The following is a 16,146-nucleotide window of genomic DNA, read 5'->3' on the forward strand; positions in this document are numbered from 1 at the left end:
GATCGCCGGCACTAGGACTTGACGATGGCAACCACGCTCAACCCCTCCGAAATCAGCGAACTGATCAAGAACCGCATCGAGAAGGTCAAGCTGGCCGCGGAATCGCGCAACGAAGGCACCGTGACCAGCGTGTCCGACGGCATCGTGCGCATCTTCGGTCTGGCCGACGTGATGCAGGGCGAAATGATCGAACTGCCGAACAACACCTTCGCTCTGGCCCTGAACCTGGAGCGCGACTCGGTCGGCGCCGTGGTGCTGGGTGATTACCAGAACCTCCGCGAAGGCGACGTTGCCAAGACCACCGGTCGCATCCTGGAAGTGCCGGTCGGTCCGGAAATGCTGGGCCGCGTCGTGAACGCGCTCGGCGAGCCGATCGACGGCAAGGGCCCGATCGCGGCCAAGGCCACCGCGCCGGTGGAGCGCGTTGCCCCGGGCGTGATCTGGCGCAAGTCGGTCGACCAGCCGGTGCAGACCGGTTACAAGTCCGTCGACTCGATGATCCCGATCGGCCGCGGCCAGCGCGAGCTGGTCATCGGTGACCGCCAGACCGGCAAGACCGCCCTGGCCATCGATGCGGTGATCAACCAGAAAGAAACCGGCATCAAGTGCGTGTACGTCGCGATCGGCCAGAAGGCCTCGACCGTGGCCAACATCGTGCGCAAGCTGGAAGAGAACGGCGCACTGGCGCACACCGTGGTGGTCGCTGCGACCGCGTCCGAATCGGCCGCGATGCAGTACATCAGCGCCTACTCGGGCTGCACCATGGGTGAGTACTTCATGGACCGCGGCGAAGACGCCCTGATCGTGTACGACGATCTGTCCAAGCAGGCCGTTGCCTACCGCCAGATCTCGCTGCTGCTGAAGCGTCCGCCGGGCCGTGAAGCCTACCCGGGTGACGTGTTCTATCTGCACTCCCGCCTGCTCGAGCGCGCTGCCCGCGTGTCGGAAGAGTATGTGGAGAAGTTCACCAACGGCGCCGTCAAGGGCAAGACCGGCTCGCTGACCGCGCTGCCGATCATCGAAACCCAGGCCGGTGACGTCTCGGCCTTCGTGCCGACCAACGTGATCTCGATCACCGATGGCCAGATCTTCCTGGAAACCGATCTGTTCAACTCCGGCATCCGCCCGGCCGTGAACGCCGGTATCTCGGTGTCGCGCGTCGGTGGTGCGGCCCAGACCAAGATCATCAAGAAGCTGTCCGGCGGCATCCGTATCTCGCTGGCCCAGTACCGTGAGCTGGCGGCGTTCGCGCAGTTCGCCTCGGACCTGGACGAAGCCACCCGCAAGCAGCTCGAGCGCGGTCAGCGCGTCACCGAGCTGATGAAGCAGAAGCAGTACGCCCCGATGTCCATCGCCAACCAGGCGCTGTCGATCTACGCCGTCAACGAGGGTTACCTCGACGACGTGCCGGTCAACAAGCTGCTGGCGCTGGAAGAAGGTCTGCATGCCCACTTCGCCAACACCCAGGGCGAGCTGATCAGCAAGATCAACGCGACCGGCGGCTGGGACAACGACATCGAAGCTGCCTTCAAGAAGGGCATCACCGAGTTCAAGACCACCGGCAGCTGGTAAGCCGCATGTGTGGCGGGGCCTGACGGCCTCGCTTCACCGTTGAATGGCAGCGGGGCAGAGCCCCGCTCTACGGGAAGAAGAGATGGCAAGCGGACGCGAAATCAAAACCAAGATCAAGAGCGTGCAGAACACCCGCAAGGTGACGCGTGCGCTCGAAATGGTCTCGGCCTCCAAAATCCGCAAGGCGCAGGAGCGGATGAAGACGTCGCGTCCGTATGCGCAGGCGATGAAGCAGGTGATCGGTCACCTGGCCCAGGCCAGCACCGACTACCAGCATCCGTTCCTGGTCCAGCGTGACGAGGTCAAGCGCGTCGGTTACATCGTGGTCTCTTCCGACCGCGGTCTGGCGGGCGGCCTGAACAACAACCTGTTCCGCAAGATGCTGGGCGAAATGCGCCAGTGGCAGGACAAGGGCGCCGACATCGACGTGGTCACCGTCGGCCAGAAGGCCTCGACCTTCTTCCGCCGCGTCAAGGTCAACATGGTCGGCACCGTCACCCACATGGGCGATGTGCCGCACCTGGAACAGCTGATCGGCGTGATCAAGGTCATGCTCGATGCCTTCACCGATGGCAAGGTCGACCGCGTCTACCTGGTCTACAACCGCTTCATCAACACGATGACGCAGAAGGCCAGCTTCGATCAGCTGCTGCCGTTGCCGGCCGCTGAGAAGCAGGTCGCGCATCACGACTGGGACTACCTGTACGAACCCGACGCCGCGACCGTGCTCGAGCACGTGATGACGCGTTACGTCGAGTCGCTGGTGTACCAGGCCGTGCTGGAAAACGTCGCGTCCGAGCATGCAGCCCGCATGGTCGCGATGAAGTCGGCCAGTGACAACGCGAACAAGCTGATCGGTACCCTGCAGCTCGTCTACAACAAGGCGCGCCAGGCAGCGATCACCCAGGAAATCTCCGAAATCGTCGGCGGCGCGGCAGCAGTCTGACGCGCACAGTCAAAGCACACATTAGAGGATTGCAGCAATGAGTCAGGGCAAGATCGTTCAGATCATCGGCGCCGTCGTCGACGTCGAATTCCCCCGCGAGTCGGTGCCGAAGGTGTACCACGCGCTGAAGGTGGACAACACCGAAATCACGCTGGAAGTGCAGCAGCAGCTCGGTGACGGCGTGGTCCGTTGCATCGCGCTGGGCTCCACCGACGGCCTGAAGCGCAACCTGGTCGCCACCAACACCGAACGCGCCATCTCGGTGCCGGTCGGCGCGGGCACGCTGGGCCGCATCATGGACGTGCTGGGTCGCCCGATCGACGAAGCCGGTCCGGTCACCGCCAGCGACACCTGGGAAATCCATCGTTCGGCCCCGTCGTACGAAGACCAGTCCCCGGCCACCGAGCTGCTGGAAACCGGCATCAAGGTCATCGACCTGATGTGCCCGTTCGCCAAGGGCGGCAAGGTCGGCCTGTTCGGCGGCGCCGGCGTCGGCAAGACCGTCAACATGATGGAACTGATCAACAACATCGCCAAGGCGCACAGCGGTCTGTCCGTGTTCGCCGGCGTGGGTGAGCGTACCCGTGAGGGCAACGACTTCTACCACGAGATGAAGGACTCCAACGTCCTGGACAAGGTCGCGATGGTGTACGGCCAGATGAACGAGCCGCCGGGCAACCGTCTGCGCGTTGCGCTGACCGGCCTGACCATGGCCGAGTACTTCCGCGATGAGAAGGACGAAAACGGCAAGGGCAAGGACGTGCTGCTGTTCGTCGACAACATCTACCGCTACACCCTGGCCGGTACCGAAGTGTCGGCGCTGCTGGGCCGCATGCCGTCGGCCGTGGGTTACCAGCCGACCCTGGCCGAGGAAATGGGCGTCCTGCAGGAGCGCATCACCTCGACCAAGAATGGCTCGATCACCTCGATCCAGGCCGTCTACGTGCCCGCCGATGACTTGACCGATCCGTCGCCGGCCACCACGTTCGCCCATCTGGATTCGACCGTGACCCTGTCGCGTTCGATCGCCTCGCTGGGTATCTACCCGGCCGTGGATCCGCTCGACTCGACCAGCCGCCAGATGGATCCGCTGGTCATCGGCCACGAGCATTACGACACCGCCCAGCGCGTCCAGCAGACCTTGCAGAAGTACAAGGAACTGAAGGACATCATCGCGATCCTGGGCATGGACGAACTGTCCGAAGAAGACAAGCAGGCCGTGACCCGCGCCCGCAAGATCGAGCGCTTCTTCAGCCAGCCGTTCCACGTGGCCGAAGTGTTCACCGGCTCGCCGGGCAAGTACGTGTCGCTGAAGGACACCATCCGTGGCTTCAAGGCCATCGTCGATGGCGAATACGACCACCTGCCGGAACAGGCGTTCTACATGGTCGGCAGCATCGAAGAAGCGGTCGAGAAGGCCAAGAAGATGGCTGAGAAGGCCTGATGCGGCAGGGACGGGCGAGATGCCCGTCCCGACGCGTCACACGGGGTGGGCGCATGCCCACCGCTGAGGACATCCTGCGGTGGGCCCACGCCCGCCCTAAAGCGAGAAGAGTTTCATGAGCACCATCCGTTGCGACATCGTCAGCGCCGAGCAGGAAATCTTCCGTGGTGAGGCGACCCTGGTCGTGGCCACCGGTGAGCTGGGTGAGCTGGGCATCGCGCCCAAGCACGCCCCGCTGATCACCCGGCTGAAGCCGGGCAAGGTGGTGGTGACCACGCCGAGCGGCGAGCAGATCGACTTCGCCATCTCCGGCGGCATTCTCGAAGTGCAGCCGCAGGTCGTGACCGTGCTGGCCGACACCGCGATTCGTGCGCAGGACATCGACGAAGCCTCGGTCCGCAAGGCCAAGGAAGAGGCCGAGCGCATCCTGGCCAACCGTGGTGAAGCAATGGAAGTGGCCGAAGCGCAGCAGCGCCTGGCGGAAGTGTCCGCCCAGCTGCAGGCGCTGGAGCGCCTGCGCAAGAACCTCAAGCACTAAGCGGCGCGGCGCGACGGCGCCTTCCGCGAAGGGGAAAACGCCGGCTTGCCGGCGTTTTTTTTCGCCTGCCTCCCGGTACGCCGGATCAGCGGAAGATCAGGCTCCGCATCAGCAGGAACGACAGACCGGCCAGTCCGCCTTCGACCAGCGGCTTGGCCAGCCACGCATAGCGCAGCCCCAGGTGTTCGGCCGCCAGCGTCACCAGCAGCGTGCTGATCGCGGTCAATACCGCCCAGAGCAGCAGGAAGCGCACGAACCGGGGCCAGCCCAGGCGGTGCTCGCCATCGCGGGCGAACGTGTAGCGGCCGTTGAGCCAGAAGCCGAGCAGCATCCCGCTCACGCGCCCGAGCAGATTGCCCGGGGCGGCCGGCATGCCGAGTGCGGTGGCGGCCACGAACACCGCCCAGTCCACGACCAGCTGGACCAGGCCGACGACGAGGTAGCTGCTGCCTTGGCGGAGGAGACTCACGGGAAATCCGGGTGCGGACAATCCCACATGTTAACGAGCGTCGCACTAGAATTCCCCTCAACGATTCCCGGAACGTGATTTACCCATGACCCAGCCCCTGCACGTGATCATCCTGGCCGCCGGTGCCGGCAAGCGCATGAAATCAGCCCTGCCCAAGGTGCTGCAGCCCATCGCCGGGCGCCCGATGCTCGCCCACGTCATCGACACCGCGCGTCAGCTGCAGCCCGAAGCGATCCACGTGGTGTACGGCCATGGCGGCGAAGCGGTCCGGCAGGCGTTCGCCGACCAGCCCGACCTGCGCTGGGCCGAGCAGGGCCAGCAGCTGGGCACCGGCCATGCCGTACTGCAGGCGATGCCGGAGGTGCCCGATGCGGCGACCGTGCTGGTGCTCTACGGCGACGTGCCGCTGATCCGCGCCGAGACCCTGCGCCACCTGTTGTCGCAGCCGGGCCGCTTGGCCGTGCTGGTGGCCGAGGTTGCCGACCCGACCGGTTACGGCCGCATCGTGCGCAATGCGGAGGGCAAGGTGGGCGCGATCGTCGAGCAGAAGGATGCCAGCGACGAACAGCGCAGCATCCGTACCATCAACACCGGCATCATCACCGCCGAATCGACCGCACTGCGTCGTTGGCTGTCGCAGCTCTCCAATGCCAATGCGCAGGGCGAGTACTACCTGACCGACATCTTTGCCGCGGCGGCGAGCGATTACACCCCGGCCGAGATGGCCTTCGTGCAGGAGCCGCAGGACGCCGAGGGCGCCAACGATCCCTGGCAGCTGGCCCAGCTGGAGCGTGCCTGGCAGCTGCGTGAAGTGCGGGCGCTGTGCGCGCAGGGCGCACGCGTGCTGGACCCGGCACGGCTGGATGTCCGCGGCACGGTCACCGTCGGCAGCGACGTGCAGATCGACGTCAACGTGATCCTGGAAGGGCGCGTGGTGCTGGGCGACGGCGTCAGCATCGGCGCGTTCACCCGGCTCAAGGATGTCACCCTGGCCGCCGGTACCGTGGTCAAGCCGCACTGCGATCTGGACGGGGTGGTCAGCGAAGGCGCGGCGGACATCGGTCCGTTCGCCCGGCTGCGGCCCGGCACCGTGCTGGCCGAAGGTTCGCACGTGGGCAATTTCGTGGAGACCAAGAAGGTGGTGCTGGGGGCGGGCAGCAAGGCCAACCATCTCACCTATCTGGGCGATGCGGTGATCGGCAGCAAGGTCAACATCGGCGCGGGCACCATCACCTGCAACTACGACGGCGTGAACAAGTCGCAGACCACCATCGGCGACCGCGCCTTCATCGGGTCCAACAGCTCGCTGGTCGCGCCGGTGGTGATCGGGGAAGGTGCCACGGTCGCGGCAGGGTCGGTGATCACCCGCGGCGCGCCGGCGGACAAGCTGACCGTCGCCCGTGCCCGTCAGGAAACGATCGACGGCTGGAAGCGCCCCACCAAGAAGTAGTGCCGGCCGCTGGCCGGCAACCAGGCGATCCCGGGTCCACGACGGTGCCGGCCAGCGGCCGGCACTACCGGGCGTCGGCCGGCAGGAACACCGCCACGCACAGGCCGCCCTCGCGGCGGTTCTGCAGCGAGATGCGGCCGCCATGCGCTTCGACGATCTCACGGGTCAGCGCCAGACCGAGCCCGGTGCCGTTGCGCTTGGTCGAGTAGAACGGCATCAGCGCGTTCTGAAGCACCGCCTCGTTCATGCCCTTGCCGCGATCCAGTACTTCCAGCCGCAGCCACTGGGGCAGGCGGGTCAGGCGGACCTCGACGTCGTCATTCGGCGGCTCGGCCTCGCCACACGCTTCATGGGCATTCTTGAGCAGGTTCAGCAGCGCCTGCCCGAGCTGGGCGATGTCCACGCGGCTCTGCAGATCGTCGGGTACCTCCGCCATCCGGAACGGAATCTGGTGCTGCAGCCCGCCCAGGAACAGGTTCCACTGCACGGTCTGCAACTGCGGCTGCGGCAGCTTGGCGAAGCGCGCATAGCCGCGGATGAATCCTTCCAGGTGGCGGGCACGCTCTTCGATGGTGGTGAACACTTCTTCCAGCCGTTCGGTCTTGCCGCGCCGGACCAGCTCGCCACCGGAATGCGCCAGCGAGGCGATCGGCGCCAGCGAGTTGTTCAACTCGTGGCTGATCACCCGGATCACCTTCTTCCACGTCTGCACTTCCTGGCGGCGCAGTTCGGCGGTCAGCAGGCGGATCAGCAGCAGGTCGTGCGGGCGCCCGTTGAGGTGGAAGTTGCGGCGTGACAGATGGTAGATCTGCTCATCATCTTCATCGTGCTCATCGTCGCTGTCCTGGCCTTCGCCGCGCACGGCGAACAGGCTGTCGCCGCCGCGGGCGATGGCATCGCGCAGTTCGATCGGCATCGTCGCCATGACGTCGTGCATGCGCTGGCCTTCCAGCTTCCAGCCGCTGTGCAGCAGCTTGCGCGCGGCCAGGTTGGAGAACACCACGCGCTGCACGCCGTCGCCCCCGTGGGCCAGCAACAGCATCGACACCGGCGTGTTCTGCACCATGGTGTCCAGCAGCAGCTCGCGCTGGACAAGGTCCTGGCGCTGCGCGCGCAGCACGTCGCCGAGTTCGCGGTGGGCCTGGACCAGATCGCCCAGCTCATCATTGGAAGGCCAGTAGATGCCGAAGTTGTATTCGCCGTCGCGGTAGCTGCTGGTGGTGCCGGACAGGGCGCGCAGCAATGAGCGGATCGGCGCCGTCGCGCGGCGCAGGCTCCACCACATCAGCGCCAGCAGCACGACAACCGAAATGCACGTGACCGCCCAGCCGTGGTCCAGCCAGTACGCCAGGTACCACGGGAACGCGGCCGCCAGTGCCAGCACCGGCAGCAGGCGCAGGAACAACCGGAAGGTGAAGGAGCGCCGTTTCATTCGCGCGGAATGCCGTAGCGGTCCATGCGCCGGTACAGGGCCTGGCGGCTGAGCCCGAGTTCGGCAGCGGTCTGGGCGATGATGCCGTGGTTGTGGGCCAGTGCGGTCTCGATCCGGCTGCGGTCCGGGTCCACCGTCGGGGCGGCCGCGCGCGGTGCGGCGGTGCGCGGCAGGTTGAGATCGGCGACCTCGATGCGCGGGCCGGTGGCCAGCAGGTCGGCGCGCTGCAGCACGTTGCGCAGTTCGCGCACGTTGCCGGGCCAGGGGTGGCGTTGCAGCGCGGTGGCGGCGGCGGTGGACAGCGGCTTGCCACTGCCCAGGAAGCGTTCGGCCAGCGGCAGGATGTCGCCGGGCCGTTCGGCCAGCGGCGGCAGCGCCAGCTCGACGGTGTTGAGGCGGTAGTACAGATCCTCGCGGAACTGGCCGTCGCGGATCATCGTCGGCAGGTCGGCATTGGTCGCGCTGATCACACGCACTTTGACCTGGCGCTCGCGATTGGAGCCCAGCCGCTCGAAGCGGCCGGTCTCGAGTACGCGCAGCAGCTTCATCTGTCCGCTGGAGGAGAGGTTGCCGATCTCGTCCAGGAACAGCGTGCCGCCGTCGGCCGCTTCGAACTTGCCTTCGCGTGCCTTGTTGGCACCGGTGTAGGCGCCGGCTTCGGCACCGAACAGCTCGGCTTCGATCAGCTCGGCGGGAATCGCCCCGCAGTTGAGCGCGACGAACGGCCCCTTGGCGACCAGCGAGTTGGCCTGGATGATCTCGGCGATCTTCTCCTTGCCCGCACCGTTGGGGCCGGTGATCAGCACCGGCAGGGCCGAGCGTGCGACCTGGCAGGCCAGGCTGACCACGCGCTCGCTGGCCGGGTCGGCCACCACCGCGCCGCGCAGGTCGTAGCGCGCCTCCAGCGCGGAACGGTCGCGCTGTTCGCGGTCGCGGCGGCGGTCGAGTTCGCGGCGGGTTTCGGAGAGCTCCAGCAGGTTGTTGACCGTGATCAGCAGCTTGCGGTCGTCCCAGGGCTTGGCCAGGTAGTCCGCGGCGCCGGCCTTGACCAGATCGACCGCGCTGCTGAGATGCGTCCAGGCGGTCAGCAGGATCACCGGCAGGTCCGGGTGGCGGGCGCGGATCTGCTGGAACAGGGCCTCGCCTTCTTCGCCGGAGGTGGTGTCCTCGGTGAAGTTCATGTCCTGGATCACCAGGTCCACCGGCTGCTGTTCCAGCAGGTCCAGCCCCTGTTCGGGCGAAAGCGCGTGCAGGGTGTCGATGTCGTGCAGCGAGAACAGCACGTCGAGTGCGGTGCCGACGCTGGCGTTGTCGTCAATGATCAGGATCGAGGGCATGCGGCAACGAAGGACCAGGAAGTAGGCAGAGAGTACCGGAGCCGTGGGCCCTGGTGCAGGGCGGGGCCTTGCTGGCCGCTGCCGGACTGCGGCCCCCGCCATTGCGGGGACCGCCTTCGGAACGGGCCGTCAGGCACTCCGGGTGGCAACGGCGGGGGGAACGGCCGCGGCGCGGCGGGCCGGGCCGAAGACCGCGATCTGGCCGAGCAGCCACAGCAGCACCGCGCCGATCGGCAGGTAGCTGATGGGCATGCGCGGCAGCTCGTAGTTGTTCATCAGCCACAGGTTGATCGTATAGGCCATCAACATGCCCAGCACGATGCCGACCGTGGCCAGCAGGAAGTTCTCGGTCTGGAAGTAACGCAGGATCTGGCTGCGGGTGGCGCCCAGTGCACGCCGGATGCCGATCTGCTTGGTGCGCTGCTGCACCCAGAAACTGGCCAGGCCGACGATGCCCAGTGCGGTCACCACGAGCAGGGCCACGCAGACGGTGATCAGCAGGCCGACCATGGCGCGGTCGTTGGCGAAGTACTTGTTGCGCTGTTCCTCGTAGGTGGATTTGCCGCGGACCAGTCGGCTCGAATCCACCCGTTCCAGCGCCGTCACCGCGGCCTTGATCACTTCGTCCCGACGCGTGGGATCGGTGACACGGATCAGGTAGAAGCCCTCGTCGTAGGTCGCCCGCAACGGCAGCATGATCGAATACTGCATATCGCCGTTGACCGGGTTCGGGCGGCCCAGCTCCTTGACGATGCCGATGATGCGCAGGGGCATGGAACCGCTGTAGATCGTCTTGCCCAGGGCATCACCGCCGGGGAACATCTTGTCGGCAATCGCCTTGGTCACGATGATCGCCGAACCCGTTTTCTCGGCGCTCTCGTCGGTCAAGGCGTCTGCCGCGTCGCGGTACTCGTCGCTCTGGAAATCGCGGCCCGCGACCAGTTCGACGCCCAGCGTCTCCAGTGCGCCTTCGCGCGCGAAATACTGCGAGGAATTCAGCGTCGAGCGTTCCTGGTTGGGAGTCAGCCCCAGGCCCGTGTTCCAGGAGCTGTTGCGGAACGGAATCTGGTTCAGCGTCACGGCACTCTTGACGCCCGGAATGGCCTGCAACGCCGCCAGGTCTTCGCGGGTGCGCGCGGCTGCATTGACCTGGGTGCCGATGCCGCCCAGGCGGACTTCGATCAGTTCGGTCTCGGCGATGCCGCTGGGCTGGTTGATCTTCTCGATGCGCTGCCCGATCAGGAACAGCGCATTGCAGACGATGGCGCAGGTCAGGGCGATCTCGAGCACGATCAGCGACGCGGCGGTTTTATGCCGGCGCAGGGTGGAGAGGATGGGACGGATATCCATGGTGTGCTCCGGATCCTTACTGCGATTTGAGTTGGATGGCGGGCGCGACCTGCATGGCGCGCAGCGCCGGCAGGAAACCGGCCAGCAGGCTGGCGACCAGGGTCAGCGCGAAGGTCATCAGCAGCATCTGCCCATCCAGCGTGGCCAGCTTGGCGTAGTCCACCGGTTGCTGGCGCACCGCGTACAGTCCCAGCATCGCCAGCACCAGGCCGAGCAGGCCGCCGGCCAGGCCGACCGTACCGGCCTCGATGAGCGACTGCAGGAATATCTGGCCGCGGCTGGCACCCAGCGCCCGGCGCACGCCGATCTCGCCGCTGCGGCGCAGGAACTTGGCCAGCAGCAGGCCCACGGTATTGATCAGGCAGACCAGCAGGAAGCCCATCGCCAACCACAGCTGCAGGCGAACGTCACCGGGGACCACCTTCTTGTAGTCCAGCCACTCCATGACATTGCGCAGACGGACGTTGTTGGGACGCTCGAAGCGGCCGGCCGCACGCTGCTGGTCGGAGTAGTTCTCCAGGTAGCGGCGGTACTCCGCAGCCTGGCCGGCATTCTCCAGCTCCACCCAGTACTGGATCCAGGTGCAGCTGGCGGTCGGGCCGGTCGGGTCGGGCTCATTGCGGCGGCCGAAGCAGTCCATGCTGCCGCTGCGGTCGAACTTCAGCTCGATGGCCGTGGTGAAGGGAACGAACACATCTTCGCTGTCGCCATAGCGACCGGTATTGAGATCGTAGAAGTGCGGGTTGGGGTGCCAGTCGTCCAGCACGCCGACCACGGTCATCGTGTTGCCATTGAGGCGAAGCGACTTGCCCACGCTGTTGGCGCCATCGAACAGCTTCTGGTTGAGTGTCTTCGTGATCACCGCGACCCTGCCGCGGCCTTCGTCATCGGATTCCTTCCAGCCCTGGCCGTACTGGAACGGGGTATCGAACATCGGGAAGAAGTCGCCCGAGGTGTGGCGAGAATCCGTGACGAACGGACGCAGCGTGCTGCTGTCCGGCTCGATGGTGACGCCGCCACCGGTCATCATCGCCTGGCGCTTGGCATGTTTCTCGCTCAGCAGTTTGGTGGCATCGAAGCGGGTCAACTGATCGGCCGGTTCTTCGCCGGGCTGATAGCCAAGCGCCGACTGTGGATCAATCTGCACGCTGAAGAGCCGGTCGCTCTTCTGCGGAATCGGATCACCGGACAGTACGTGGAACACGGTCAGCGTGGTCATCGACGCGCCGATGCCCAGCGCGATGGCGATCACCATCAGCGCGGTCAGCACCTTGTTGCGCCGGAAGCTGCGCAGGGCCAGTCGGAAGTAGTAAGCGATCATGGCCGGCCTCAGTCGTTGGCGATGGCAGCGGCAACCGCGGGGCGCGGCGTGGAAAGTACCGGGTCGCGCAGCAGATCGGTGACCTGGCCGTCGACGATGTGCACGTTGCGCTTGGCACGGGCGGCCAGTTCGGGATCGTGGGTCACCATCACGATCGTGGTGCCCTTGGCATTGATTTCTTCCAGCAGCTCCATGACGCCACGGGCCATCTGGCTGTCCAGGTTGCCGGTCGGTTCATCGGCCAGCAGCAGGCGCGGGCTGCCCGCCAGCGCCCGCGCGATCGCGGCGCGCTGCTGCTGACCACCGGAGAGTTCGGCCGGGTAGTGCTTCATGCGCGAGCCCAGGCCCACCTGGGCCAGCGCGTGCTCGATGCGCTCCTTGCGCTCGGCAGCGGGCATGCCGCGGTAGCGCAGCGGCACATCGACGTTGTCGAACAGGTTCAGATCGGAGATCAGGTTGAAGCCCTGGAAGATGAAGCCGATCTTCTGGTTGCGCAGGCGGCTGCGCGCGTCATCGCCCAGCTGGCTGACGTCCTGGCCATCGAGCAGGTAGGTGCCGCTGGTGAAGGTCTCCAGCAGGCCGGCGATGTTGAGGAAGGTGGTTTTTCCCGAACCGGACGGACCGGTCACGGCAACGAACTCGCCTTCGCGGACATGCAGGTCCAGCGACCGCAGGGCGTGGGTTTCCACCTGTTCGGTGCGGAAGACTTTGGCGACCGAGCGCATTTCAAGCATGGCTGTTTTCCTTTGAAAGTCGAGAGGATCGAAAGGGGCTGAATCAGTTGATGGAGACGCGCTCGGCATCGCCGAACAGATCGCTGCCGGAGACCACGACGCGGTCGCCGGGCTGCAGGCCGGAAAGGATTTCCACTTCACCCAGGCTGCTCACACCGAGCTTGACCGGACGACGGACCGCACTGCTGCCGTCCATGACGTAGGCGTAGCCGTTGCCCTGTTCGACGAACGGGCCGCGCTCGATCTTGAGTGCGTTGCGGCGGGTATCGAGCAGCACCCGGGCCTGCATCCGCTGGCTCTGGCGCAGACCCTGCGGCTGCTTGTCGGCGAAACGGATGCGGGCATTGACCTCGCCGGCGACCACTTCCGGGGAGACGGCGGAAATCTTGCCGGCGAACTGGCCGCTGCCGCCGGTCAGCTGCGCAGGCATGCCGATCGTCAGCTCGCGGGCGAAGCTCTCCGGCACCTTGATCTCGATCTCGAAGCGCGACAGGTCGACCACGCCCAGGATCGGCGCATTGGCGACCACGTTGGTGTGCTGGGTCGCCTGCACCTGGCCGACCTGGCCATCGAACGGCGCACGCAGGGTGAGCGCGTCGACCTGGCGCTCGACCTCGGTCACCACCGAACGCTGGCGGTCGGCGAGCAGGCGCTTGTTGCGCGCATCGAGGTCGGCGCCCTGGGCCTTGAGCATGGCGTCCTTGCGGGCATGTTCGAGCTGGATGTCGCTCTTCTTGACCGTGTCTTCGGCCTTGGCGACATCGACCTGCGGCACCGCGCCCCCATCGAAGCCGCGCTTGTAGCGCTCCAGATCACGTACCGCGGCCTGGCGTTCGATCACCGCCTGGTCGGTATCCTTCTGTGCCGTGGCGCGCGCCAGGGTCGCATCCAGGGTGGCGCGGCTCGCCTCGGCCTGCAGGCCGGCCAAGGTGGCCTGTTCCTGGGCCAGCTTGCTGCGCAGTTCGGGGCTGTCGATCACGGCCAGTTCCTGGCCCTGCTTGACCACGTCACCGGCCACTACCTTGAGGTTCACGTTGCCGGCGGAGATCGCATACAGCACCGGGTTGTTGGCCGCGATCACGCGACCGTCCGCGGCGATGTCGCGGACCATGTCGCCGCGGGTGACCTCGGCGATGCGGACGCGGGCGCTGTCGTAGGAGCGGCTGGCCCCGAGCCAGGCACGGGCGGCGAAGCCGATCGCCACCAGCACGACCAGCGCGGCGACCGCCGGCCACAGCCAGCGCTTCCACGGGGCGGGCGCGGCATGCGAGGAAAGGGTCTGGTCCTGGGCGGAAGTGTCGCGGATCATCGGGCTCGTTCGCGGTTGGGTTGCGGAGTACCAAGCAGACGCCGTGCCAAGTTTTCACCCTTTGAAAACAATGGCTTGCGAAATCTGCCGGGTGTCCGTGTGTCCGCGGACACCGGGTCGGACACTTTCGTTAAGCGGACAGCGCCCAAGCGTCCGGGGCCCCCGCGCTAGAATGCGAGGCTTACCAGCAGGGATCTGAATCTATGTGCGGCATTGTGGGAGCGATCGCGCATCGCGACGTGGTACCGGTACTCATCGAGGGATTGAAGCGACTGGAGTATCGGGGGTATGACTCCTCCGGCATCGCCGTGATCGACGCCTCTGCCGCCGCACCCGATGTCCGCCGCGTGCGCCGCACCGGTCGCGTGGCCGAGATGGAGAAGGCAGCCGCGAGTGAAGGCTTCCAGTCTCTGCTGGGCATCGGCCACACCCGCTGGGCGACCCACGGTGGCGTGACCGAGGCCAATGCGCACCCGCACATCAGCCACGGCGTGGCGCTGGTGCACAACGGCATCATCGAGAACCATGAAGAACAGCGCGAGAAGCTGCGCGCGCTGGGCTACGTCTTCGAGTCGCAGACCGACACCGAAGTGATCGCGCACCTGATGCACCATCATCTGAAGGCAGGCGACAGCCTGCTGTCGGCGCTGCAGCGCACGGTCAAGGAACTGACCGGTGCCTATGCGCTGGCGGTGATGAGCCGTGCCGAGCCGGATCACTTCGTGTGCGCGCGCATGGGCTGCCCGCTGCTGATCGGCGTGGGCGAGGGCGAGAACTTCGTCGCCTCCGACGTCTCGGCGATCCTCCAGGCCACCCGCACGGTGATCTTCCTGGAAGAGGGCGACACGGCCGATATCCGCCGCGATGGCGTGCAGGTGTACGACGAACACAATCAGCCGATCGTGCGCGACGTGCATCTGTCCGACGTATCGCTGGCCTCGCTGGAGCTGGGCCCCTACCGCCACTTCATGCAGAAGGAAATCCACGAGCAGCCGCGCGCGCTGGGCGACACCATCGAAGCGGCGATCGATGCCGGCGGTTTCCCGGCCACGCTGTTCGGCAAGAATGCCGAGGCCGTGCTGTCGGATATCGAAGGCGTGCAGATTCTTGCCTGCGGTACCAGCTATTACGCCGGGCTGACCGCGCGCTACTGGATCGAAGCGATCGCCGGGCTGCCGTGCAGTGTCGAGATCGCCAGCGAATACCGCTATCGCGCGGCCTACGCGAATCCCAAGCACCTGATCGTCACGATCTCCCAGTCCGGCGAAACACTGGATACGATGGAAGCGCTCAAGTACGCCAAGTCGCTCGGCCACCTGCATACGCTCTCGATCTGCAACGTGCCCGAGAGCGCGATCCCGCGCGCCAGCGAACTGGTCTGCTACACCCGTGCCGGTGCCGAGATCGGCGTCGCGTCGACCAAGGCCTTCACCACCCAGCTGGCCGCGCTGTTCCAGCTCACCGTGGTGCTGGGCAAGCTGCACGGCCGCATCGATGCCGCGCAGGAAGCGGACTACCTGGAGCAGCTGCGCTTCCTGCCGGGCAGCGTGCAGCATGCGCTGAACATGGAGCCGCAGATCGCCGCGTGGGCCGAGCGCTTCGCGCGCAGGAACAGCGCGTTGTTCCTGGGCCGTGGGCTGCATTACCCGATCGCGCTGGAAGGCGCGCTCAAGCTCAAGGAAATCTCGTACATCCACGCCGAGGCCTATCCCGCCGGCGAGCTCAAGCATGGCCCGCTGGCGTTGGTGGATGAAGAGATGCCGGTGGTGGTGATCGCCCCGAACGACAGCCTGCTGGAAAAGGTCAAATCCAACATGCAGGAAGTGCGTGCCCGCGGCGGTGAGCTGTTCGTGTTCGCCGACCAGGACAGCAACTTCGTCGAGTCCGAAGGCGTGCATGTGATCCGCACGCCGCGCCATGCCGGTGTGCTGAGCCCGATCGTGCATACGATTCCGGTGCAGCTGTTGGCCTATCACACCGCGCTGGCCCGCGGGACAGACGTGGACAAGCCGCGCAACCTGGCCAAGAGCGTGACGGTGGAGTGATGCGTCCGCCGCCAAGGCGGCGCTGATGCGTATCGAGGGTGGTCCTGCGGGGCCACCCTTTTTTGTGCGCCACCCATGGGGTGGCTCTACGCGGCCGCCGGCACTGGAACTTTAGTCGTGCCCTGCGGCGGCATTCAGCGACGGTTTTACTGGCGGTGCCATTCTCAGGGTCGTCCCCCGCTTCCACGACGAACCGTCC

At 66.2% G+C, this 16,146-nt stretch carries 13 protein-coding genes; 6 read left to right on the top strand and 7 right to left on the bottom strand.

The genetic code is table 11. The features are described from left to right. Positions 1-24 precede the first annotated feature (24 nt). From atpA to ABE473_RS09620, 4 genes are all read left to right on the top strand, one after another. A complete protein-coding gene (gene atpA, locus ABE473_RS09605) occupies positions 25-1,572 on the top strand; it encodes a F0F1 ATP synthase subunit alpha (protein WP_176988115.1) in 1,548 nt (515 codons plus the stop codon). A gap of 82 nt (positions 1,573-1,654) precedes the next feature. Further along, positions 1,655-2,518, top strand: a complete 864-nt coding sequence (atpG, locus tag ABE473_RS09610; RefSeq protein WP_176988116.1) for a F0F1 ATP synthase subunit gamma — start codon at positions 1,655-1,657, stop codon at positions 2,516-2,518. A gap of 37 nt (positions 2,519-2,555) precedes the next feature. Continuing rightward, complete coding sequence (gene atpD, locus ABE473_RS09615) at positions 2,556-3,962, top strand: F0F1 ATP synthase subunit beta (RefSeq protein ID WP_313209101.1); 1,407 nt, start codon at positions 2,556-2,558, stop codon at positions 3,960-3,962. Between the two features lie 115 nt (positions 3,963-4,077). Further along, positions 4,078-4,500, top strand: a complete 423-nt coding sequence (locus ABE473_RS09620; protein WP_019183637.1) for a F0F1 ATP synthase subunit epsilon — start codon at positions 4,078-4,080, stop codon at positions 4,498-4,500. Between the two features lie 85 nt (positions 4,501-4,585). Here the strand turns inward: ABE473_RS09620 and ABE473_RS09625 are convergent, their stop codons facing one another. After that, positions 4,586-4,969, bottom strand: a complete 384-nt coding sequence (locus ABE473_RS09625; protein ID WP_319211448.1) for a GtrA family protein — start codon at positions 4,967-4,969, stop codon at positions 4,586-4,588. An 85-nt stretch (positions 4,970-5,054) separates the two neighbouring features. Between ABE473_RS09625 and glmU the strand changes: the two genes are divergently transcribed. Further along, positions 5,055-6,419 carry a bifunctional UDP-N-acetylglucosamine diphosphorylase/glucosamine-1-phosphate N-acetyltransferase GlmU gene (glmU, locus tag ABE473_RS09630; RefSeq protein WP_346489315.1) on the top strand — a complete coding sequence of 455 codons (1,365 nt, stop codon included), beginning with the start codon at positions 5,055-5,057 and terminating at the stop codon, positions 6,417-6,419. Positions 6,420-6,483: 64 nt separating this feature from the next. On the opposite strand, the gene ABE473_RS09635 is transcribed toward glmU, so the two are convergent. The 6 genes from ABE473_RS09635 to ABE473_RS09660 form a co-directional block, all read right to left on the bottom strand. After that, on the bottom strand, positions 6,484-7,851 hold the full coding sequence (locus tag ABE473_RS09635; protein ID WP_176988119.1) for an ATP-binding protein: 1,368 nt from the start codon (positions 7,849-7,851) through the stop codon (positions 6,484-6,486). After that, positions 7,848-9,188, bottom strand: coding sequence for a sigma-54 dependent transcriptional regulator (locus ABE473_RS09640; RefSeq protein ID WP_346489316.1), 1,341 nt, complete (start codon positions 9,186-9,188; stop codon positions 7,848-7,850). Before ABE473_RS09640 ends, ABE473_RS09635 begins: the two co-directional genes overlap by 4 nt. A 129-nt stretch (positions 9,189-9,317) precedes the next feature. Continuing rightward, positions 9,318-10,538, bottom strand: coding sequence for an FtsX-like permease family protein (locus tag ABE473_RS09645; RefSeq protein ID WP_346489317.1), 1,221 nt, complete (start codon positions 10,536-10,538; stop codon positions 9,318-9,320). Between the two features lie 16 nt (positions 10,539-10,554). Next, the gene (locus tag ABE473_RS09650) at positions 10,555-11,859 is read right to left on the bottom strand and encodes an ABC transporter permease (protein WP_346489318.1); all 1,305 of its coding nucleotides are present in this window, start codon (positions 11,857-11,859) and stop codon (positions 10,555-10,557) included. Positions 11,860-11,867: 8 nt separating this feature from the next. Beyond that, positions 11,868-12,593: an ABC transporter ATP-binding protein gene (locus ABE473_RS09655; protein ID WP_176988123.1), complete on the bottom strand. Its 726-nt coding sequence runs from the start codon at positions 12,591-12,593 to the stop codon at positions 11,868-11,870. A gap of 43 nt (positions 12,594-12,636) precedes the next feature. Then, the gene (locus tag ABE473_RS09660) at positions 12,637-13,902 is read right to left on the bottom strand and encodes an efflux RND transporter periplasmic adaptor subunit (protein WP_346489319.1); all 1,266 of its coding nucleotides are present in this window, start codon (positions 13,900-13,902) and stop codon (positions 12,637-12,639) included. Between the two features lie 203 nt (positions 13,903-14,105). On the opposite strand from ABE473_RS09660, the gene glmS reads away from it, so the two are divergent. Further along, on the top strand, positions 14,106-15,947 hold the full coding sequence (gene glmS / locus ABE473_RS09665; RefSeq protein WP_346489320.1) for a glutamine--fructose-6-phosphate transaminase (isomerizing): 1,842 nt from the start codon (positions 14,106-14,108) through the stop codon (positions 15,945-15,947). Positions 15,948-16,146: the final 199 nt, after the last annotated feature.

It is taken from the genome of Stenotrophomonas sp. TWI700 (genome assembly GCF_039673645.1).
Classification (GTDB): domain Bacteria; phylum Pseudomonadota; class Gammaproteobacteria; order Xanthomonadales; family Xanthomonadaceae; genus Stenotrophomonas; species Stenotrophomonas maltophilia_AA.